28 protein-coding genes are annotated in these 20404 nt (G+C 55.6%); 2 read left to right on the top strand and 26 right to left on the bottom strand.

The window, feature by feature from the left end; translation table 11 throughout:
- Nucleotides 1–5 precede the first annotated feature (5 nt).
- Nucleotides 6–710 (bottom strand): cytochrome c, encoded by a 705-nt coding sequence (locus MID00_RS08580; protein ID WP_031232587.1) that lies wholly within the window; start codon nucleotides 708–710, stop codon nucleotides 6–8.
- Nucleotides 711–867: 157 nt separating this feature from the next.
- Between MID00_RS08580 and yihA the strand changes: the two genes are divergently transcribed.
- Complete coding sequence (yihA, locus tag MID00_RS08575; RefSeq protein WP_009459957.1) at nucleotides 868–1491, top strand: ribosome biogenesis GTP-binding protein YihA/YsxC; 624 nt, start codon at nucleotides 868–870, stop codon at nucleotides 1489–1491.
- A complete protein-coding gene (hemB, locus tag MID00_RS08570; protein ID WP_254500176.1) occupies nucleotides 1488–2507 on the top strand; it encodes a porphobilinogen synthase in 1020 nt (339 codons plus the stop codon). Before yihA ends, hemB begins: the two co-directional genes overlap by 4 nt.
- A gap of 118 nt (nucleotides 2508–2625) precedes the next feature.
- Here hemB and dsbD read toward each other — a convergent pair whose 3' ends face one another.
- The 25 genes from dsbD to MID00_RS08445 form a co-directional block, all read right to left on the bottom strand.
- Nucleotides 2626–4551: a protein-disulfide reductase DsbD gene (gene dsbD, locus MID00_RS08565; protein WP_254500175.1), complete on the bottom strand. Its 1926-nt coding sequence runs from the start codon at nucleotides 4549–4551 to the stop codon at nucleotides 2626–2628.
- Nucleotides 4552–4588: 37 nt separating this feature from the next.
- Nucleotides 4589–4873 (bottom strand): divalent-cation tolerance protein CutA, encoded by a 285-nt coding sequence (gene cutA, locus MID00_RS08560; RefSeq protein WP_045929767.1) that lies wholly within the window; start codon nucleotides 4871–4873, stop codon nucleotides 4589–4591.
- A gap of 148 nt (nucleotides 4874–5021) precedes the next feature.
- Nucleotides 5022–5996 (bottom strand): AraC family transcriptional regulator, encoded by a 975-nt coding sequence (locus MID00_RS08555; RefSeq protein WP_254500174.1) that lies wholly within the window; start codon nucleotides 5994–5996, stop codon nucleotides 5022–5024.
- A 123-nt stretch (nucleotides 5997–6119) separates the two neighbouring features.
- Nucleotides 6120–6665: a flavin reductase family protein gene (locus MID00_RS08550; RefSeq protein ID WP_254500173.1), complete on the bottom strand. Its 546-nt coding sequence runs from the start codon at nucleotides 6663–6665 to the stop codon at nucleotides 6120–6122.
- 123 nt (nucleotides 6666–6788) lie between these two features.
- Nucleotides 6789–7874 carry an LLM class flavin-dependent oxidoreductase gene (locus MID00_RS08545; RefSeq protein WP_254500172.1) on the bottom strand — a complete coding sequence of 362 codons (1086 nt, stop codon included), beginning with the start codon at nucleotides 7872–7874 and terminating at the stop codon, nucleotides 6789–6791.
- Nucleotides 7875–8368: 494 nt separating this feature from the next.
- Nucleotides 8369–8755: a 50S ribosomal protein L17 gene (gene rplQ / locus MID00_RS08540; protein WP_003805334.1), complete on the bottom strand. Its 387-nt coding sequence runs from the start codon at nucleotides 8753–8755 to the stop codon at nucleotides 8369–8371.
- A gap of 202 nt (nucleotides 8756–8957) precedes the next feature.
- Nucleotides 8958–9941, bottom strand: coding sequence for a DNA-directed RNA polymerase subunit alpha (rpoA, locus tag MID00_RS08535; RefSeq protein WP_003805337.1), 984 nt, complete (start codon nucleotides 9939–9941; stop codon nucleotides 8958–8960).
- A 153-nt stretch (nucleotides 9942–10094) separates the two neighbouring features.
- Nucleotides 10095–10718 carry a 30S ribosomal protein S4 gene (gene rpsD / locus MID00_RS08530; protein WP_009459976.1) on the bottom strand — a complete coding sequence of 208 codons (624 nt, stop codon included), beginning with the start codon at nucleotides 10716–10718 and terminating at the stop codon, nucleotides 10095–10097.
- 11 nt (nucleotides 10719–10729) lie between these two features.
- The gene (rpsK, locus tag MID00_RS08525) at nucleotides 10730–11128 is read right to left on the bottom strand and encodes a 30S ribosomal protein S11 (protein ID WP_003805343.1); all 399 of its coding nucleotides are present in this window, start codon (nucleotides 11126–11128) and stop codon (nucleotides 10730–10732) included.
- Between the two features lie 14 nt (nucleotides 11129–11142).
- Complete coding sequence (gene rpsM / locus MID00_RS08520; protein WP_003805346.1) at nucleotides 11143–11508, bottom strand: 30S ribosomal protein S13; 366 nt, start codon at nucleotides 11506–11508, stop codon at nucleotides 11143–11145.
- A gap of 36 nt (nucleotides 11509–11544) precedes the next feature.
- Nucleotides 11545–11658 carry a 50S ribosomal protein L36 gene (gene rpmJ / locus MID00_RS08515; protein WP_003805360.1) on the bottom strand — a complete coding sequence of 38 codons (114 nt, stop codon included), beginning with the start codon at nucleotides 11656–11658 and terminating at the stop codon, nucleotides 11545–11547.
- 32 nt (nucleotides 11659–11690) lie between these two features.
- Entirely contained in the window at nucleotides 11691–11909 is a 219-nt protein-coding gene (infA, locus tag MID00_RS08510) for a translation initiation factor IF-1 (protein ID WP_003805361.1), read from the bottom strand.
- Nucleotides 11910–11918: 9 nt separating this feature from the next.
- Nucleotides 11919–13244 carry a preprotein translocase subunit SecY gene (gene secY / locus MID00_RS08505; protein WP_003805363.1) on the bottom strand — a complete coding sequence of 442 codons (1326 nt, stop codon included), beginning with the start codon at nucleotides 13242–13244 and terminating at the stop codon, nucleotides 11919–11921.
- 12 nt (nucleotides 13245–13256) lie between these two features.
- Entirely contained in the window at nucleotides 13257–13697 is a 441-nt protein-coding gene (rplO, locus tag MID00_RS08500) for a 50S ribosomal protein L15 (protein ID WP_022983333.1), read from the bottom strand.
- A gap of 11 nt (nucleotides 13698–13708) precedes the next feature.
- The gene (gene rpmD / locus MID00_RS08495) at nucleotides 13709–13894 is read right to left on the bottom strand and encodes a 50S ribosomal protein L30 (protein ID WP_003805366.1); all 186 of its coding nucleotides are present in this window, start codon (nucleotides 13892–13894) and stop codon (nucleotides 13709–13711) included.
- Between the two features lie 3 nt (nucleotides 13895–13897).
- Nucleotides 13898–14419, bottom strand: a complete 522-nt coding sequence (gene rpsE / locus MID00_RS08490; protein ID WP_003805367.1) for a 30S ribosomal protein S5 — start codon at nucleotides 14417–14419, stop codon at nucleotides 13898–13900.
- A 12-nt stretch (nucleotides 14420–14431) separates the two neighbouring features.
- Nucleotides 14432–14785, bottom strand: a complete 354-nt coding sequence (gene rplR / locus MID00_RS08485) for a 50S ribosomal protein L18 (RefSeq protein WP_009459977.1) — start codon at nucleotides 14783–14785, stop codon at nucleotides 14432–14434.
- A gap of 21 nt (nucleotides 14786–14806) precedes the next feature.
- Nucleotides 14807–15340: a 50S ribosomal protein L6 gene (gene rplF / locus MID00_RS08480; RefSeq protein ID WP_009459978.1), complete on the bottom strand. Its 534-nt coding sequence runs from the start codon at nucleotides 15338–15340 to the stop codon at nucleotides 14807–14809.
- Between the two features lie 12 nt (nucleotides 15341–15352).
- A complete protein-coding gene (gene rpsH, locus MID00_RS08475; RefSeq protein ID WP_009459979.1) occupies nucleotides 15353–15748 on the bottom strand; it encodes a 30S ribosomal protein S8 in 396 nt (131 codons plus the stop codon).
- 11 nt (nucleotides 15749–15759) lie between these two features.
- On the bottom strand, nucleotides 15760–16065 hold the full coding sequence (gene rpsN / locus MID00_RS08470; RefSeq protein WP_003805371.1) for a 30S ribosomal protein S14: 306 nt from the start codon (nucleotides 16063–16065) through the stop codon (nucleotides 15760–15762).
- Nucleotides 16066–16075: 10 nt separating this feature from the next.
- A complete protein-coding gene (gene rplE, locus MID00_RS08465) occupies nucleotides 16076–16615 on the bottom strand; it encodes a 50S ribosomal protein L5 (protein WP_009459981.1) in 540 nt (179 codons plus the stop codon).
- A gap of 12 nt (nucleotides 16616–16627) precedes the next feature.
- On the bottom strand, nucleotides 16628–16948 hold the full coding sequence (gene rplX, locus MID00_RS08460; RefSeq protein WP_003805373.1) for a 50S ribosomal protein L24: 321 nt from the start codon (nucleotides 16946–16948) through the stop codon (nucleotides 16628–16630).
- 13 nt (nucleotides 16949–16961) lie between these two features.
- Nucleotides 16962–17330, bottom strand: coding sequence for a 50S ribosomal protein L14 (gene rplN / locus MID00_RS08455; RefSeq protein WP_003805375.1), 369 nt, complete (start codon nucleotides 17328–17330; stop codon nucleotides 16962–16964).
- A gap of 278 nt (nucleotides 17331–17608) precedes the next feature.
- Nucleotides 17609–19549: a LapD/MoxY N-terminal periplasmic domain-containing protein gene (locus tag MID00_RS08450; protein ID WP_254500171.1), complete on the bottom strand. Its 1941-nt coding sequence runs from the start codon at nucleotides 19547–19549 to the stop codon at nucleotides 17609–17611.
- A gap of 101 nt (nucleotides 19550–19650) precedes the next feature.
- On the bottom strand, nucleotides 19651–20283 hold the full coding sequence (locus tag MID00_RS08445; protein ID WP_026484825.1) for a transglutaminase-like cysteine peptidase: 633 nt from the start codon (nucleotides 20281–20283) through the stop codon (nucleotides 19651–19653).
- Between the last annotated feature and the right edge of the window lie 121 nt (nucleotides 20284–20404).

The following is a 20404-nucleotide window of genomic DNA, read 5'->3' as shown; positions in this document are numbered from 1 at the left end:
ACTGATTAACGCAGGCCAGCTGCGAAATCTGACACGGCTGCAATGTCGGCGTCCGACATGCGATCCGCGATGTCATGCATCATCGGGCCATTGGCACGGTCGCCGCTGCGGAACAATTTGAGCTGTTCGGCAATGTAGCCAGGGTGCTGGCCAGCCAGACGGGGGAACTGACCGGGCATACCAGCGCCATCAGGCGAGTGGCAAGCGGCACAGGCCGCAACACCGCGCTCGGGCAAACCGCCGCGCCAGATCTTCTGGCCACGTTCCATGGTGTCTTCTTTGGTAGCGTTAGCTGCCTGATCCCAGTTCACGGGCTGTTGGGACAGGAAGAAAGCCACGTTTTGCATGTCTTCTTCGGTCATGCCAGCAGCAATGGCGGTCATCAGGCTGTTGGCGCCTTCAGGGCCGCGACGGGAAGGCACAGACTTCTCGTCCTTGGCACGGAAATCGTGCAGCTGCTTGACCAGGTACTCGTACGGCTGGTGAGCCAGCGACGGGTTGACCGGAATAATACTGTTGCCGCCATCCCCGTGACAGGTCACACAGGCCAGCACGCCACGCGACATCTCACCTTGCAGGTAGAGCTGCTCGCCTTTGGCGGCATCTGGCTTGGGCAGACCAGCTGCATTGGCCACGTTAGCGGTAAAAACCACAGAGCAAGCCATCGTCAGGCTGCTTGCGATAACGACTCGGGAAAGCGCACGCTTCATTTGGACCTCGATAATCGCGAATCAATCGGGGTGCCGCATGCGCCCCGCAAAAGCCACCGTAAGCCGCTGGTCAGTACCCAGTGGACTACGACATTACTGTTTCAAATCGAGAGATTATACAATAGGCGCTGAACCAATATGGAATTACGCTGCAACCATGTCGATACTGCACCGCGCTCACTTCACGATTTCAGCTGCTCAGATCGATCAGCTGCCTCCTCCCGGACCGCCAGAGGTCTGTTTTGTGGGGCGCTCCAATGCGGGCAAATCCTCCGCCATCAATGTGTTGGCCAACCAACGGAAACTGGCTTTTTCCAGTAAAACGCCGGGACGAACACGCCTGATCAATATGTTCGGCATCCCCGACCCGCTCTCGCCGGGCGACTTTCTGGGCCACCTGGTGGACTTGCCCGGCTACGGCTACGCCGCCGTGGCGCGCCACGAAAAGCAGGACTGGGCCGAAATTCTGGGCGAGTACCTGGTCTCCCGCCCCTCGATTGCCGGCATTGTGTTGCTAATCGACATCCGACGCGGCGTGACCGACCTGGATATGCGTCTGGCCGACTGGATTGCACCTACCGGCAAGCCCGTACTGGCTCTTTTGACCAAGGCCGACAAACTGCCGTATGGTCAACGCATCAAGGCGGTGGCCGAAGTGCGCCGCCAACTCCGGGAAATTGGCGCCCTGCATGCGCTGCCCTTCTCCTCCACTGATCGTATCGGCTTGCCCGAAGCGACCGAATGCATCGAAAACTGGATTTCTCCGAAGGTTGTTCCATGACTCGTTTTATTCCTCCTGCCGACTTTCCAAACACTCGCCTGCGCCGTAACCGCCGCGACGAGTTTTCCCGCCGTCTGGTGCGTGAAAACCGCCTGTCCACAGACGACCTGATCTACCCGGTCTTTGTGCGTGAAGGCGAGAGAGTTCAGGAGCAAGTGGGCTCCATGCCCGGCGTCATGCGCTATTCGCCTGATGAACTGATGCGCGTGGCCGAACAGTGTCTGGAGCTGGGCATCCCCGTGTTGTCCCTGTTCCCGTCCATCGACCCGTCCCTGAAAACGCCGGATGGCAGCGAAGCCGCCAACCCGAACGGCCTGATTCCGCGCGTGGTGGGCATGCTCAAGCAGCAATTCCCCGAGCTGGGCGTGCTGACTGACGTGGCTCTGGACCCCTACACCAGCCACGGCCAGGACGGCATTCTGGACGAAGCCGGTCACATCCTGAACGAAGAGACGGTCGCCATGCTGATCCGTCAGGCCCAGACGCAAGCCCAGGCTGGCGTGGACATTGTGGCCCCCAGCGACATGATGGACGGCCGCATCGGCTCCATTCGCGCTGCTCTGGACAAGGACCAGTTCATCCACACCCGCATCATGGCTTACTCGGCCAAGTACGCCAGCGCCTTCTACGGCCCCTTCCGCGACGCGGTGGGCTCGGCTGCCAATCTGGGCCGTTCCAACAAGAACACCTACCAGATGGACCCCGCCAACCGTAACGAAGCCCTGCGCGAAGTGGCCGCCGATATCCGCGAAGGTGCCGATATGGTCATGGTCAAACCTGGCCTGCCTTACCTGGACATCCTGCGCGACGTAAAAGACGCCTTTGGCATGCCAACCTACGCCTACCAAGTCAGTGGCGAGTACGCGATGATCAAGGCTGCCGCCCAGAACGGCTGGCTGGATCACGACAAGGTCATGATGGAGTCTCTGCTGGCATTCAAGCGTGCTGGTGGCGACGGCATTCTGACCTATTTCGCCATCGAAGCCGCCAAGCTGATACGCGAACAGAACTGCTGATTCACATCAATCAGAACGCAAAAAACGCAGCCTGTGAGCTGCGTTTTTTGTTGTGTGTACGCGACGATCTGTCGTCTGTTAAGCCCTGATAAGCCCTATTCGGGGCAAATCAGGAACTTCAGGCACCGGCCAGAACCTCATCCAGCACCTTGGAAAAGCGACTGGCATCCTGAAAACCGATCACGCGCAATTGTTCCAGCTGTTTGCCCTTGGAATCGAAAAACATGATGCCGGGAGGGCCAAACAGGCGGAAATGTTTCAGCAACTCCCTGTCCTCGGGAGTGTTGGCTGTCACATCCACCTGCAGCAAATCAAACTGTGCCATACGCTGTGCAACCGCAGGATCACTGAACGTGAAATTCTCCATTTCAATGCAGGACACACACCAGTCTGCGTAGAAATCCAGCATGACGGGGCGGGTGGTCTTGGCCAGCCGTTCTTCCAGCTCCTGCAAGGTGAGTACGCGCTGAAACTCCACTTTGCTTTGAGCGGCTGCCACCGTACCGGACGATTTCAGCCCTTCCAGTGGACGAATCACGCTAGGACGACCCAGGGCAATACTGATCATCATCATGATGGCCCAGACCGCCAGCATCATGCCTACGCCCTGGCGCAAACCCGACCAAGGTGTGCGCACTGCCGTACCGCGCCCAAACGCACCCAGCAAGGCCGCGGCCCACAAAGCCAAAACAACCCAGCCAAAGACCGCGATCGTGCCGGACATCAAGGGCGATACCATCCACCAGGCCGTAGCCAACAGCAAGACACCAAATGCGGTTTTGACACTTTCCATCCAGGCACCGGCCTTGGGCAACACACTGCCAGAACCCGCGCCCACAATCAGCAGCAACACGCCCGACCCCCAGGCCAAGGCGAACAGAGCCGAGCCGCCCAGGACCACATCACCCGTCTGCGAGATAAACAGCAGCACACCCGCCAAAGGCGCTGCTACGCAAGGGCCGACGATCAGCGCAGACAGCATGCCCATCAGGAACACGCCACCCATCTGCCCGCCCGGCAAACGGTTCATGGTTTCATTCAGGCGATTTTGCAGCGCTGCCGGGGCCTGAACCGTAAACACATCCAGCATGGACAAGGCCAGCACCACCAGGATCAGGGCGAACAAGCCCAAAACCCACGGGTTCTGCAACCAGCTTGCCAAGCCTGCGCCCAGCAAACCTGCCGCCACACCCAGCAAGGTGTAGACCAGAGACAAGCCCAGCACAAAGGCAAAAGCCATTTTCAAACCATGCCAGCGCGATGGCGCAGGCTGATTACGGCCCGCAATGATGGACAGCAAAATCGGCACCATCGGCAAGACGCAAGGTGTAAAGGACAGCAGCAAGCCGAACACAAAGCTCAGCAGCACAATCTGGCCCCAACCAGCTTGCTTGAGGTAATCCGCCAGGCCCACATCACTCAAACTCAATGCCGACGCTACACCACCTGTGCTGGCAGCGGTGGCGGTGGAAGTTGTGCCTGCGGTGTCTGTTTTCTGACCCGAGCCTTCACCCGGCGCAGGCACCGACACCACACCGAAGGGGCCTGCCACTTCCCAGCCCTGTCCGGTGGGGATCAGGGTCAAGGTTTGCGTAGAGGGGGAATAGCACAGGCCAGCATCGGCACAACCCTGGCTGACTACATCAATTTTCAGATCCTGGCCCGTACCGCTATCGGCCAGAACAGGCACTCGCAGAGTGACCGAGTTGCGGTAGACCTCCATGACTTCGTCAAAGGTAGGGTCGTACACCTTTTCGCCATCGGGAAGCTGGGGAGTACCCAAATGCTCGGCCTTCTCGGTCGAGATCCCGAAGCGCTTGCGATACATATAGTATTCAGGCGCAATCTGGAAATGGATATCCAGCTGATCGGGCTGGCTCATGGCCGCGGTCAGTACAAAAGCCTGTTCCGGGTCCAGAAACTCTTCTTCTGCCTGCGCCGTCAATGGCGTTGCCAGCCAGGCCAGCATCAGGACAAAGAAAACAGCAAACCACGCGCCAAGACGCTGGGCAGAAAACGGAGAACGCTTCAAAGACAAAGGCACAAATCTATTCCGGTTTTTTAGGCTGGGCTATCTGAGATCACGCTGGACGCGTCTGGGTGCGGACCCAATCCAGATAAGCGGTGAAACCACCAACAACCGGAAGCACAATCAATTCAGGCAGTTCGTAAGGATGCTGCTCTCGCAAGCGATCTGCCAGTTCCGGTAGCCGGGCCACTGTGGTTTTGAAAGTCAGCGTGATTTCCTCATCACCCTGTAACTCCCCTTGCCACATGTACATAGACAAACTGGCGGGCGCAAGGTTCGCACAAGCGGCAATTCCATCTTCAACCAGGTGATGAGCCAGGTATTTGGCCAGCATCATATCGGGCACCGTCGTCTGCACCAGCACCAATTGCTGTGCATCCAGATCGGGCAAGGTCAAGGCCAGTTTAGGTTTGGAACTGGAGGAATTCTCAGAGGACATGCAGGGCTCCTAATCAAGCCCTTAGTGTAGCGCCGGATGCCGGCGCTTAGATGCTGGACCGAGGTCGAGTCAGGCCGCTTAATGTTTCAGAGGGGCGCTCGCCATAGCGATAGCGATAATCAGCAGAGAACTGTCCCAGGTGGGTAAAGCCACAGGCCAGGGCCACCTCGGTGACTGACATGCCACCTTCCTGCAAATATCGGCGGGCCGCTTCCAGACGCATCTGCTTTAGACGCGCCATCGGTGCGATGCCCAAATGCTCCCGGAACCCCGCATACAGACCGCGCACACTAACACCCGCCGCTTGGGCTATATCGCCAATAGTGATGGGCTGGCCGGTCTGACTTTCCATGAAATCCAGGGCACGTCGCAAAACATGCGGCAAGGCTGCCGCGGTCTTATGGGCGGGCTGATTGTGCTGGTGCAGCTCGAACAAGGCATAAATCAGGGTCTGCTCGAATTGGCGTACCTGTCGGGGCTGATCAAACAAAGTGCCGTCCGACACTTCGGCAAACTGCCAATCCAGCAAGCGGCGCAAACTGGCTCCGCCAGGCGCATCCAAAGGAATGGAAGGCTGAAACTCCAAGGGGCCGCGTACAGGCTGCGCAAAATAATCCTGATAGTGACGCTCCAGCCCTTGGCGTCCAATACGCACAAACAGCTTATCGGCCTCCAGACTATGTTCCATGCTGAAGTCTTGAGTCGGGCTGATGATGGAAGCCAGGCGAGAGGTAGACGCGAAACGTCCGTGCGCCGTATGAATCTGCTCTTGTCCCGACAGAGGGATTTGCAAGAGATAGAAGTCATCCAGTGGCTGGGGCTGAATCTGCACCTGCGCGCCATAGCGCAAACGGCCATAGGCCACATCCTGGCCTTGGCGTAGATACAAGCGTGCATTCAGACGCTGACGCGTATCCGCCAGGGTCAGACTATGCGGGCAGAAAACCTGGGAGATATAGTGCTGAACGCAGTCCACATCCTGCGAATGCAGCTGGGCATAGCGATTCAGTATGGTGGTCATGAGCGTCGCAACAAGCGATAAAAAAAGCTGTGCCTTAGTGTGGCACAGCCTCTCGCACTGCAACATCGAGACTATCCCTAGGCCCGGCTAAGGTGCCAAGACAGAGACAGCGATCCCGACGATTTACTGGCCCTGAAAACGGCCAAAACGTCCCTGCCAATACAGCAAAGGCGAATCCTGTGCCTGCTCGGCATGGTGCACCTGCAAGACACGGCCCAATACCAGAGCATGGCTATGACGTTCAATTACTTCCACGATCTGGCAGGCCAAAGCGGCAGGAGCTTGTCGTGCCAACCAGATACCGTGCTCGGTACGCAGCCAATCATGTCCGGCATAACGCGCATCGCCTTGCTCGCCTTTGAAACCGGCAAACTGCAAGGCCATGCCTGCCTGCTCGACACCCAGAATATTCACACCGAACAGGCCACTGTCACGCATTAAAGGCCAGGACGAGGAGCTTTGATTCACACAGACCAGTACCTCTGCCGGATCTGCGGCTACCGAGGTGACCGACGTTGCCGTCAGGCCGCTACGCTGGCCCTGGTGTTCGACCGTAATCACATTAGCCGTGCCACCCAGATGGCGCATAGCAAGTTTGAACTGCTCGGCAGAAACTCCAGGCGCGTGCAGCGCTCGGTCTGTCGGCAAGGAAGCCAATTCCACAGGCATGATTCACCCTTTTTTTATCTTATGGGCAGCACAGTCATCAGGACGGTGCTGCCTGCGTAGCGTACGTGAACTGGCTATCCCCCGGAGCAAACCCAAGCCTGCCCGATAGCCAGAAAATCGCTCTTAGCGAATGCCACGCTGCTGCAACAAAGGCAGCACAGTATCACGGAAATAAGGGAATTCCTTTACATAGTCCACAAAGGACAAGGTTGTTCCCCGGAAACCGGCTTCGTGCAACGCACACAAACCGTCAGCCACTTGCTCGGGCGTACCCACCAGCGGGAAGCCACCATGGCCCGCGGCCATACGCTCGCGAATCTGCTCCAGCAGCTCGTGCGGGAAGGAATGGGCGTGGGCAAACTGCAAATTCATCAGGTTATCCACGGCACCATTGTCGATATTGGCCATGATGCGTTCCCATTCGGCCTTGGCCTCGGCTTGCGTCGGGCGGCACACCACGTGCGAGAAGGTCATCACATCAACCTTGCGGCCTTGCGCTTGGCCTTGTGCCTTGAGTTCAGCCACTTCCTTTATGGAGCGCTCCAACTCCATGGCAGGCGTGAACAGGAAGTTCGCGTTGCGGCTGGCAAACTCACGGCCCTGACCGGAACCAGCCGCGTTAAAGATAGGTGGATCAAATTCAGTGCGGGGGTTGCCGTAGACGCCTTTGGCCTGAAAGTACTTGCCATCCCAATCGAAGCGACCGTCGTGGTGCCAGATCTTCTTGATCAAATCGAACCACTCTTGTGCATAGCCATAGCGGGTTTCGTGATCATCAGGCAACTTCACACCCAAAGCGTCGTACTCGGGCTTGTTCCAGCCAGCCACAATATTCAGACCGACACGGTTGCCGCTCATCTGCGCCATAGTGGCGATCTGCTTGGCGATCACAACGGGGTGGTTCGCAACGGTGTGCACAGTGGCAAACACGCTGATATTGCGAGTATTGGCCAGCAAGGCCGTCGCCCAGGTGACAGTTTCCAGTACATAGCCGTGGAAATCGGTTTCGCCACCGTAACCAATCCAACGGGCGATAGGCAGCATGAAGTCGATGCCAGCATCGTCCAGCAGCTTGCCCAACTTCAGATTGTTTTCCCACGTAGCCTGCCAGCGATCGGGCAAGGTCGATACCGTCATGCCACCACCGCAGTTGGTAGCAAAGGTTCCCAGCAGAAACTTATCGTGTGTGAGCAATGTATTCTGTGCCATCGCCAGTCTCCTGAAAATCGTTGTTCTTTACAGCTCACCACCATGGCGAAGCTGACATAGCGCAGATTTTAGGGATTGGCTTTACGGCCCACTATCGGATCACTGCCGGTTTTATCAATTGCCTGCAATTATTTGAACTTTAAAGCTCTACAGGCCACCAAACCTAGCAAAAGCCCTTATATAACAGCGACTTATCGAGTTTTCAAAACTGTTTTTCGGTCAATGAACCCTGCTTTACACCTTCACACTGTACTGAAACGGAGTCCACGCTCTGGCTCAAGCCCACGCTTGAACTTATAAGAGGGGTAAGCTTGGCACTAAGCCTGAGGCAAAAGCAAAACGAAGGTGGGAAACAAGGCCAGCAGCAACAGCAGCGACAGGGTTAAGGCCTTCCCAAAAACGCCCAGCCCGTGATGAACAAAACCCCGCGCCGCCAATAAAAAAACGGACTCCTGAGAGTCCGTTTTCAATACTACTGTAGAAACAAGCGGCGCTTATTCAGCAGCGGCTTCTTCCTGAACTTCTGGACGATCCACCAGCTCCATGAATGCCATAGGAGCATTGTCACCCTGACGGAAACCCATTTTCAGGATGCGGGTGTAGCCGCCGTTACGCTCTTGGTAACGTGGGCCGAAAACTTCAAACAGCTTGGTCACTGCATCGCGGTCGCGCAGACGGGCGAAAGCCAGACGACGGTTTGCCAAGGTTGGGTTTTTAGCCAAAGTGATCAGAGGCTCAACCACGCGGCGCAGCTCTTTAGCTTTAGGCAGGGTGGTTTTGATGGCTTCGTGAGTCAGCAGGGACACGGACATGTTGCGGAACATGGCCAAACGGTGGCTGCTGGTACGATTCAGTTTACGTAGACCGTGACGGTGACGCATGATGATTTTCCTAAATAATGAATCTAATTGGCATGCCGCTTATGCGACATGCGTAAATCCGGTTCTTCTATCAGCTAAGCTGCGGACCAGATGGACAGCGCAAAACAATAGCACATTTTCAGACGCCACCTACACTTTTTGCAGGTGTACAACACCAGAAAAAGTGTAAGCGGCGTCTAAGTACGTCTGTCTTGCTTACTACTTATGGACGCTCAAGACCCAGTGGTGGCCAGTTTTCGAGCTTCATGCCCAAAGTCAGGCCACGTGCAGCCAACACTTCCTTGATTTCGTTCAAGGACTTGCGACCCAGGTTTGGAGTCTTCAACAGTTCGTTTTCGGTACGCTGGATCAGATCGCCGATGTAGTAGATATTTTCGGCTTTCAGGCAGTTTGCGGAACGAACCGTCAGTTCCAGATCGTCGACAGGACGCAGCAACACAGGATCGATCTGTGGAGCGCCACGCACTGGAGCTTCGTAGGCATCGCCCACACCTTCCAGAGCAGCAAACACAGAGATTTGATCCATCAGGATGCGAGCGGACTGGCGCACGGCTTCCTCGGGCGAGATCACGCCGTTGGTTTCAATGTCCAGAACCAGCTTGTCCAGGTCAGTACGCTGTTCCACACGGGCGTTTTCGACCGCGTAGCTAACACGACGCACTGGGCTGTAGGAGGCATCCAGCACGATACGACCGATCGTGTGGGTGCGATCATCAGCCAGGGCGCGCACGTTACCAGGAACGTAGCCACGGCCTTGCTCAACCTTGATTTGCATTTCCAGCTTGCCGTCGTCGGTCAAGGTGGCAATCACATGATTGGGGTTGATGATTTCAACGTCGTGCGGCAATTCGATGTCGCTGGCCAGAACTTGGCCGGCGCCTTCCTTGCGCAGGATCAGGGTAACTTCTTCACGGCTGTGCAGCTTGAAGACCACGCCCTTCAGGTTCATCAAGATATCAACCACGTCCTCGCCCACGCCTGGCAGCGTGGAGTACTCGTGCACCACACCGGTAATCTGCACTTCAGTGGGTGCATAGCCGGTCATGGAGGACAGCAAGATACGACGCAGTGCGTTGCCCAGAGTGTGGCCGTAGCCGCGCTCGAAAGGCTCCATGATCACCTTGGCGTGATTTTTGCTGATCGGTTCAACTTCGATGGAACGGGGTTTCAAAAAACCTTGAGACATTCGATTTCCTTTTCAATACCCTCGGCTCGTTACACCGATAAGGCTGACGGAAACTGGCAAAGCCAGCGGGATAGTATCGCAAAGCCCACTTGCCGAAAATCGGGAAGTGGGCCTGCGATTACTGCATTGCGTAAGAGGTCTTCGCGTACAAAATTAACGCGAGTACAACTCAACAACCAGCGATTCGTTGATGTCTTGAGCGACATCAGCGCGATCAGGAGCTTGCTTGAACACGCCGGACAGCTTGGCGGTGTCAACTTCTACCCACTGAGGCAAGCCAATGCCCGTAGCCAGATCCAGGGATTCCTTGATACGGCCTTGGGATTTAGCTTTTTCGCGCACGGAAACAACGTCACCAGCCTTGATCAGCATGGAAGCGATGTCAGCGGTGTGACCGTTGACTTCGATTGCACGGTGGTTCACCAGCTGACGTGCTTCTGCACGTGTAGAGCCAAAGCCCATGCGGTAAACCACGTTGTCCAGACGCGATTCCAGCAATTGAATCAGCGTTTCACCGGTGTTGCCACGACGGCGGTCAGCTTCAACGTAGTACTTGCGGAACTGCTTTTCCAGCACGCCGTACATACGCTTGAGCTTTTGCTTTTCGCGCAGCTGCAGACCGAAGTCAGACGTACGAGCACCGGAGGTGCGGCCGTGCTGACCAGGACGCGATTCCAGTTTGCACTTGGAATCCAGCGAGCGACGGGCGCTCTTCAAAAACAGATCGGTACCCTCGCGACGCGAGAGTTTGCATTTTGGTCCAATATAACGAGCCACTTCGCTTCCCCTTAGATGCGACGACGCTTGGGCGGACGGCAGCCGTTATGCGGAACCGGTGTGATGTCTGCAATGCTGGTGATCTTGATACCCAGAGCATTCAGAGCACGCACAGACGATTCACGGCCTGGACCGGGGCCCTTGATGCGAACTTCAAGATTTTTAATACCGTATTCCATGGCAGTACGGCCGGCTGTTTCAGCGGCAACCTGCGCGGCAAACGGCGTGGATTTACGAGAGCCTTTAAAGCCCGCGCCACCCGACGTAGCCCAGGACAATGCGTTGCCCTGACGGTCAGTAATGGTGATGATCGTGTTGTTAAAAGAAGCGTGGACGTGAGCAATCCCGTCCGACACGCTTTTTTTGACTTTCTTGCGTGCGCGTGAAGCGCTGCTAGAAGCTTTGGCCATCTTCTATTCCTCGATTATTTCTTCAGGGACGCGGCGGCGCGACGCGGACCTTTACGGGTGCGAGCGTTAGTGCGTGTACGTTGGCCGCGCACTGGCAGACCGCGACGATGACGCATGCCACGGTAAGTTCCCAAGTCAGCCAAACGCTTGATCGAGAGCTGAACTTCACGACGCAGGTCACCTTCTACGGTGAACAGGCCGATCTGTTCGCGAATGCGCTCGAGTTCCGCGTCGGTCAGATCTTTGACCTTCTTGGAGTATTCAATACCCGATGCTTCGCAAATCTTGCGAGCGCGGGTGCGACCGATGCCGAAAATCGCGGTAAGACCGATTTCGGCGTGTTGATGCGGCGGGATGTTAATGCCGGCAATACGGGCCATGGTTATTCCTTGTTAAATCGGTTGCGTTTCGGCAACTTAGCCTTGACGCTGCTTATGACGTGGATCGGTGCAGATGACACGCACCACGCCATGACGTTTAATGATTTTGCAGTTGCGGCAGATCCGCTTTACTGATGCCATTACCTTCATGGTTTGACTCCTAGTTTCCTGTAACCGGCCGCTTATTTGGAGCGGAACACAATTCGTGCTCGGGATAGATCATAGGGCGTGAGCTCCACAGTGACCTTATCGCCCGGCAGAATCCGGATATAGTGCATACGCATTTTGCCTGAAATGTATCCGAGCACTACGTGACCATTTTCCAGCTTGACGCGAAAAGTTGCGTTGGGAAGGTTCTCAAGAACCTGTCCCTGCATTTGAATGACGTCGTCCTTTGCCATTTTCGTGAATTACCGCATCGGCAAGCTCGAGCCTTTGAAGTTAGCCTTCTTGAGCAGCGAGTCGTATTGTTGTGACATGACATAGGCCTGGGCCTGCGCCATGAAGTCCATGGTTACTACAACAATAATCAGCAAGGATGTGCCGCCAAAATAGAACGGTACATTCCAGCGCATTTGCAAGAACTCTGGCACCAGACACACCAAGGTAATGTAGATCGCACCGGCCAAAGTCAGACGCATCAAGATCTTGTCGATATAACGCGCTGTCTGATCACCGGGACGAATACCTGGTACGAAAGCTCCACTCTTTTTCAGGTTGTCTGCAGTTTCGCGGCTGTTGAACACCAGGGCCGTGTAGAAAAAGCAGAACAAAATGATCAGCGCGGAGAACAAAGTAATGTAAAGCGGCTGACGCGGCGACAAAGCAGCCTCGATTTCACGCAACCAACCCAGACCGGGTGTGCTGGAGAACCAATTAGCAATTGTCGCTGGCAACAGAATGATGGACGAAGCGAAGATCGGAGGGATCACGCCAGCCATGTTCAGTTTCAGCGGCAAATGCGAGCTTTGACCACCATAGATACGGTTACCTACTTGCCGTTTGGCGTAGTTGACCGTGATACGACGCTGACCACGCTCGACAAAGACGACGAAGTACGTGACGGCGGCTACTAAAACGAGGATAAACAGTGCCGATAGAATCGACATGGAATCCGTACGCACCAGATCAAGCATACCGCCCAAAGCATTAGGCAGACCCGCTACGATACCGGCGAAGATCAGAATGGAAATACCATTACCCAATCCACGTTCAGTGATTTGTTCACCCAGCCACATGACGAACATGGTGCCAGTGACCAGTGTTACCACTGTCGTGAAGCGAAACAGCATCCCTGGGTCGATAACCAGACCGGGCTGCGATTCTAGAGCGATGGAAATCCCAACTCCCTGGAACAAAGCCAAAAAGACCGTTCCGTAACGGGTGTATTGCGTGATCTTGCGACGACCCGACTCACCCTCTTTCTTGATTGCTTCCAGCGTGGGCACCACAGCGGTCATCAATTGCATGATGATGGACGCAGAGATGTAGGGCATGATTCCCAGTGCGAACACTGAGAATCGCTCTAAAGCACCACCGGAGAACATATTAAACAAACCCAGAATACCACTCTGGTTTTGAGTAAACAGTTCGGACAAGGCATCAGGATTGATGCCTGGTACCGGAATGTGCGTACCCAAGCGGTAGACAATCAGGGCGAGCAACAGGAAAACGAGACGACGTTTCAAATCGCCGTAGCGCGGACCCGACTTACTCTGTGCCTGAGCTTTTGCCACCGTGACCCCTTTTTATTCCAGCGAGCCGCCGGCTGCTTCGATCGCGGCGCGAGCGCCGGCCGTTGCATTAATGCCTTTCAGCGCAACTTTACGGGAAAGTTCACCGGACTTGATGACTTTAGCGTAACGCACCATTTGGCCAACCACGCCAGCCTGCTTCAGTGCCTGGACGTCGATAACTTCGGCATCCATTTTTTGCAGTTCGGACAGACGTACTTCTGCGTACAGGTGGTCGTCCAGGGTGGTAAAACCACGCTTGGGCAAACGACGTTGCAAAGGCATTTGACCGCCTTCGAAACCGACTTTATGAAAACCACCCGAGCGGGATTTCTGGCCTTTATGACCACGTCCGCCGGTTTTGCCCAAGCCGGAACCGACACCGCGACCAACACGACGTGCTGCGTGTTTGGCGCCAGCGGCGGGCTTGAGATTGTTCAATTGCAATTCAGACATCCCGATTCCTTTCAGGCTTCCGAGACCGTAACCAGATAATCCACCTTGCGGATCATCCCACGAACCTCAGGAGTATCAACCAATACACGGCTGGTGTTGACTCGGCGCAGACCCAGGCCGCGAACGGTGTCGCGATGGCTTTGCTTTGTGCCGATGACCGAACGCACCAACGTAACTTTGATTTGTTTCTGTGCCATGACTTACCCCAGAATTTCTTCAACTGTCTTGCCGCGCTTGGCAGCAATGTCAGCAGGTGTCGAGCAAGCACGCAAACCGTTCAATGTAGCGCGAACCATGTTGTATGGGTTGCTGGAACCCAGGCTCTTGGCTACGACGTTGCGCACGCCCATCACTTCGAAGATAGCGCGCATTGGGCCACCGGCGATAACGCCAGTACCTTCAGCTGCGGGAGAGATCAGAACGGTGGCTGCACCGTGCTTACCAACTACGGTGTGATGCAAGGTGCCGTTCTTCAGAGGCACTTTGATCAGACCACGACGGGCCTGTTCCATTGCCTTCTGAACAGCAACGGGTACTTCGCGGGCCTTGCCCTTACCCATGCCGATGCGACCATCGCCATCACCGACCACGGCCAGCGAAGCAAAGCTCATGGTGCGACCACCTTTAACGACTTTGCTGACGCGGTTGACCGCAATCATCTTTTCTTTCAGGCCGTCATCGCGCTCTTGCTCTGGAGCCTGTCTGCCTTGTGCTTTAGCCATTTGATAATTCCTTTAGAATTTCAAGCCGGCTTCACGCGCGGCCTCGGCCAGCGCTTTCACGCGGCCATGGTAACGGAAGCCCGAGCGGTCAAAAGCAACCGTCTCGATGCCCGCAGCCTTCGCCTTTTCGGCGACGCGCTTGCCAACCAGGCTGGCTGCCGCTACGTTGCTGCCAACGGCCAATTCTTTGCGAACTTCGGTCTCGACAGTGGAAGCACTGACCAGAACGCGGTCGCCTTCGGGCGAGATGATGCTCGCGTAAATATGCGTATTCGTGCGATGCACCGACAGGCGGTGTACGCGCAGCTCGGCGATCTTGCGGCGAGTAGCCACTGCACGACGCATACGGGATTGTTTCTTGTCCATGATTCGTCCTTGCCTGCGGGCTTATTTCTTCTTGGTTTCCTTGAGGATGACGCGTTCGCCGACGTAACGTACACCTTTGCCTTTGTAAGGCTCTGGTGGACGATAGCCACGAATTTCTGCGGCAACCTGACCAACCACCTGCTTGTTCGAGCCCTTGATCACGACTTCCGTCGGAGTTGGGCACTCGGCTTTGATGCCTTCAGGCAGGTCGTGCACGATGTCGTGCGAGAAACCCAGTTGCAACTTCAAGGCATTACCCTGGACGGAGGCACGGAAGCCCACGCCAACCAGACTCAGCTTGCGTTCGAAACCGGCGCTCACGCCAACAACCATGTTGTTGACCAGTTGGCGCACGGTGCCGGACATTGCGTTTGCGTGACGAGTTTCGTTCGCAGGCACAAAAGACAGCTGACCGTCTTGAAGTTCAATAGTGACGTCGCCAGTCAGAGTTTGAACCAAAGTGCCCAGAGGGCCTTTGACCGTGATCTGATCAGCGGCAATGGTCGTTTCTACGCCTTTAGGCAGGGAAACGGGATACTTAGCGATACGTGACATATGATGTTCTCCTTATGCCACGTAGCACAGCACTTCGCCACCGACGCCAGCTGCACGTGCTTTGCGATCGGTCATCACGCCGCGAGACGTGGACACGATAGCAACACCCAAGCCGTTCATGACTTGAGGGATGTGTGTGCTGCCTTTGTAGATGCGCAGTCCAGGACGCGAAACGCGGTCGATGCGCTCGATGACTGGCTGGCCGGCATAGTATTTCAGGGTGACTTCCAGTTCTGGCTTGGCTTTTTCGCCAACGATACGGAAATCTTCGATGTAGCCTTCGTCTTTCAGCACAGCAGCAATAGCTGCTTTCAGCTTCGAGGAGGGCATGCTGACCGATGTCTTGTTGACCATTTGCGCGTTACGCACGCGGGTCAACATATCGGCGATTGGATCGCTCATGCTCATGTGTATTTCTCCTACCAGCTGGCCTTGGTCATACCGGGGATCTCGCCGCGCATTGCCATTTCGCGCACTTTATGGCGAGTCAAACCGAATTTCTTGAAAACACCACGAGGGCGACCGGTGATAACGCAGCGGTTGCGTTGACGGGTCGGGTTCGCGTTGCGTGGCAATTGTTGCAACTGCAAACGAGCTTCGTAGCGCTCTTCGTCAGACTTGGACTGGTCGTCAATGATCGCTTTCAGTGCTGCACGCTTGGCGGCGAATTTCTCAGCCAGCTTGGCGCGCTTGATGTCGCGATTGATGAGGGAAAGTTTAGCCACGTTGCGCCCCTTAGTTGCGGAACGGGAAGCTGAACGCGCTAAGCAGCGCCTTGGCCTCTTCGTCCGTCTTGGCAGAAGTAGTGATGCTGATGTTCAGACCACGCACTGCGTCGATTTTGTCGTACTCGATTTCGGGGAAAATGATTTGCTCTTTAACCCCCATGTTGTAGTTGCCACGGCCGTCAAACGCACGACCCGACACACCACGGAAGTCACGAACGCGTGGCAGAGCCACAGCGACCAGACGATCCAGGAATTCGTACATGCGTTGACCGCGCAGGGTCACCATACAACCGATCGGGTAATCTTCGCGAATCTTGAAACCGGCAATAGCTTTGCGGGTTTTCGTGATAACGGGCTTCTGACCAGCAATTTTGGTCATGTCCGATACCGCGTTCTCGATAATCTTCTTGTCAGCAACCGCTTCCGAGACACCCATGTTCAGGGTGATCTTGGTGATGCGGGGTACTTCCATAATGCTCTTGTACTCGAACTGCTTTTGCAGATCGGCAACCACTTTTTCGCGGTAGAACTCTTGTAAACGTGCCATGTTATCCGCCCCTTAAGCCTTGGCGCCAACGGCTTTGCCGCTGGAACGATAAACACGCGTCTTCTGACCGTCGATCACCTGGATACCAACGCGGTCGCCCTTGCCGGTTTCCGGGTTGAACAGTGCAACGTTCGAGATGTGGATAGGCATGGTCTTGTCGACGATACCACCCTGCGTGCCAGCCATGGGATTGGCTTTAACGTGTTTTTTGACTACGTTGATGCCTTCCACGATGACGTGGTCTGCATCGACGCGTTGCAGTACTGTGCCACGGCGTTTTTTATCACGGCCGGTCAGCACAATAACTTCGTCGCCTTTACGAATTTTTTGCATTTTTTCGCGCTCCTTACAGCACTTCGGGAGCCAAGGACACGATCTTCATGAACTTCTCGGTACGCAGTTCACGCGTAACGGGTCCGAAGATACGGGTGCCGATGGGTTCCAGCTTGGCATTGAGCAATACGGCGGCATTGCCACCGAAACGAATCAGCGAACCGTCTTTACGGCGCACGCCCTTAGCGGTACGAACCACTACAGCGTTGTAGATTTCGCCTTTTTTGACGCGTCCGCGCGGGGCCGCTTCTTTAACGGTAACTTTGATGATGTCACCAATTGCGGCATAACGGCGCTTCGAGCCGCCCAGCACCTTGATGCACATTACGGAACGCGCACCTGTGTTGTCGGCCACGTCCAGCGTGGTCTGCATTTGAATCATGATTTTTCCTGTTCCAACTTAATTGCAACGATCCAGTCAAAATGACTGGGTCACACAACCAGTTTTGGTCCCGTCAGATTCGGATCCAGCCAGTTCGATACCGTAAACCCGATCTCGATCTGGTCCGGCAAGCCGAACCCTAGGTTGAAATCTTGCGAGAGACAAAACGTTGTATTACCAACTTCAATCCGGATAGGCGACTAAGCCTCTCCGGTCAAAATAAAGAGGTAAGCCACATATACTAGCAAATAAGCCCCAGAAAAACAAGGATTTATTTGCTAAGGCCTTGGCACGACGGCGTTTTCACGCAACAACTCGTCCAGCTGGGCACTATTGCTGCCTCGGGTCACCCGGCGCAAACCTATCCCCAATTCCTGCAGGCTCTGCAGGAACGCTGTCAGCAAATGTCGGCCACCCACCTCGGCCTGCAGCGTCTGGGCGCGCTCATCGTCCAGGACAATATATTTGAGTGCCATCATGTGCAACCACAGAATCGATTCGGGCTGCTCCAGAACACGACGCAGACCGAATTGCACACCCAAGGGCCGCAATTTATCCACGAAAGCGACCGTTTCCACATCGTGCTCACTCAGGCAATAAGCATCCAGTTCGATAATCAGACGCCGGGCCCTGTCACCGGCCCTGGTCAGAACCTCAACCACCTGATCTGCAAATCCAGGCTTGATCACCGATGCCCAGGAGACACGGACACTCAAGCTGCCCTCGTTATCGGCTAACCAGTCGCTTGCCAGCTCCATCGTACGCAAGTCACACTGCCACGACAGACCCAGACGCACCGCCACCGGAATGAACAAATAGGCAGGCAAACTGGCCTGCCCCGGTTGCTCGGGCAACAAATTCAGGGTTGCATCGTGAATCTGGCCCGCTTGCCCCCAGACCTCAACGCCCGGCTTCACACTCAATTCAATCCGGCCTTGCTCTAGACCACGCTCAATACGTGAATGCCATTCCTGCTCACCAATGGAAGAGCTCGCCTCGGTGTGAGCGCCTTCAGACGGACGGTATTCCACTTCCTGATGCCCTGCCCCTTCGGCGCGCATCAAGGCATTGTCCAAACGCGTCATCACGGCGCTGAGCGAGTCCTGACCTTCATAGTTCGTCATCGCCATGGACCAGCGGCACAAACTGCCATCGGGTAGAGGCTGGCGCAATTCCTGCAAGGCAGTACGCAGTTCCTGGGCAAAGCCCATCACTTGAGGACCCGTCTGGCCCTTGAGCAGCACAATAAAATCAGAACCATTCAAGCGCGCCAGATTGCCCGCGTCCATGCCATTTTTCTGCAATAGCTCCGTACAACGCTGAGTCACCAGCTTCAGCCAGGCATCCACCGCGTCACGAGACAGGGAGGTATTCAATGGCAACAAGTCCCGCTGACGGAATAACAGCACATGGCCGCCCTCTTCCTGTTGCAGCACCTGACGGAACATATTTACGAAGTACTTGCGATTGGCCAGGCCCGTGACCGGATCGCAGTTCAACTCCAGCTGTAACTGCTCGATTCGGGCATTTTGCTCCTGGCTGCTGACACGAATACGTTTTTGCACCGTGCTTAAGGTATGTGTGACGGCTTCCAGCTCGGGGATCGTGCGCACTTTCTTGCGGCTGGGTACAGACTCGCTTTGGTCCATCCGTTGCAGCTCGAACTGGACGTGTTCACGCAAAGCCCGGCGCAACCAGGCCATGACCATCAATACAAACACACCCCAGGCAACCCCGGCGCCCAGCACCAACAAGGTAACGCGCACAAAACTTTTCCACAAACTGGCGCGGGCGTACTCGTCGGCAGGTTTTACTTCGATCGTGCCAATCTGATTCCAGCCATTACTGACATGGGCCGAGGCCACGGGTACATCAATCGGCAAAGAGTTGGCGAACCACGCCGGCGAAGATCCGCTGATCTGCGTTTCTTGCTGAGCACTACGCTCCACCAGGACCGTATCGGCGGTGTCAATAAAGCGGATACGCTCAAACTGCCCGGTATCGTACAAGGCGGCAATCAAAAGCCCCTGCGTCACCGGGTCCTGGTTGCTGGGCTGGGACAAGGTCAAGGCCAGCGAAGTCGCGGCCGACTCACCCTGAGCCTGCAACTGACTGCTCAAATACTGCCTTGCCGAGTCGACGCTGAACCACAGCGTGCCAATCAAAATAGCAAGAATCGCGCACGAGACACTTAGCAGGAGCTGTTTAAGTAAAGACATAGCGCTTCCGTATATTCCATAAATTCTGGTCTAGCCCACCCGACAAGGGTGTCCTGAGGTCTGTTTCCATGTGGTGCTCCAGCCCAAGGACCGGCACATCATCAAGGAACAAAACCTTCCTTACGCATTTTTTCCAGCAAACCACGCCACCGGCTGATACTGTCCACCGAACCTTTCTGGGCGTTACCAACATACACCCCTTGGGAGTTGAAGCTGAACACAGGGGTCAAATCAGGGCGCTGGCTGGCGGGGCGAATCGAACCGCTTAAATTATCCAGCAATAGAGGCTCGGACTGCGGCGTGGGATAGTAGCCCAGCACCATGTGCGCAATACTCTGGCCACCTACCTGGGCTCGTACGTAAATCAAACGAAGCTTTTCATTGGGCACACCCAAGTGCAACAAGGAAAAATACTTGCCGATGACAAAGTCCTCACAGTCACCCGCCGCTTTGCCCAACGTCTCGATGGGCGTGGCCCAGTAGTCCAACTGGCCCCAAATATGAATGTCCTCGCCAGCCATCACATTCATATTCCAGAAATCATTGACGGCATCCAGCTGGCGACGCTCGCTTAAACCACGGGCGGACTCCAGATTGGCCATCCACCGATCCACGGCAGTCCCGGCACGGGCGCCAAAGCGAGAGACGGCGGTCTGGCGAATCTTGCTGACTTCGAACTGCAAGGCAGGCGCCGACAAAGGCAGCCACACCACAACCAGCAGTGCGACCAGCACAAACAGCGCAATCCTAGATCGAAGAAAAAGGCGTAGCCAGGCAAGAGACAAGAGCACGTCAATCCCAAATAAGCAAACCCTTATAACGGCGTTATAGCTTGCCTATTTAGTGAACGCTTGG

The organism is Alcaligenes sp. NLF5-7 (assembly GCF_024266725.1).
In the GTDB taxonomy this organism is placed as follows: domain Bacteria; phylum Pseudomonadota; class Gammaproteobacteria; order Burkholderiales; family Burkholderiaceae_B; genus Alcaligenes; species Alcaligenes phenolicus.
The sequence above is the reverse complement of the archived record's forward strand: the minus strand, read 5'-3'. Positions and strand labels throughout refer to the sequence as shown.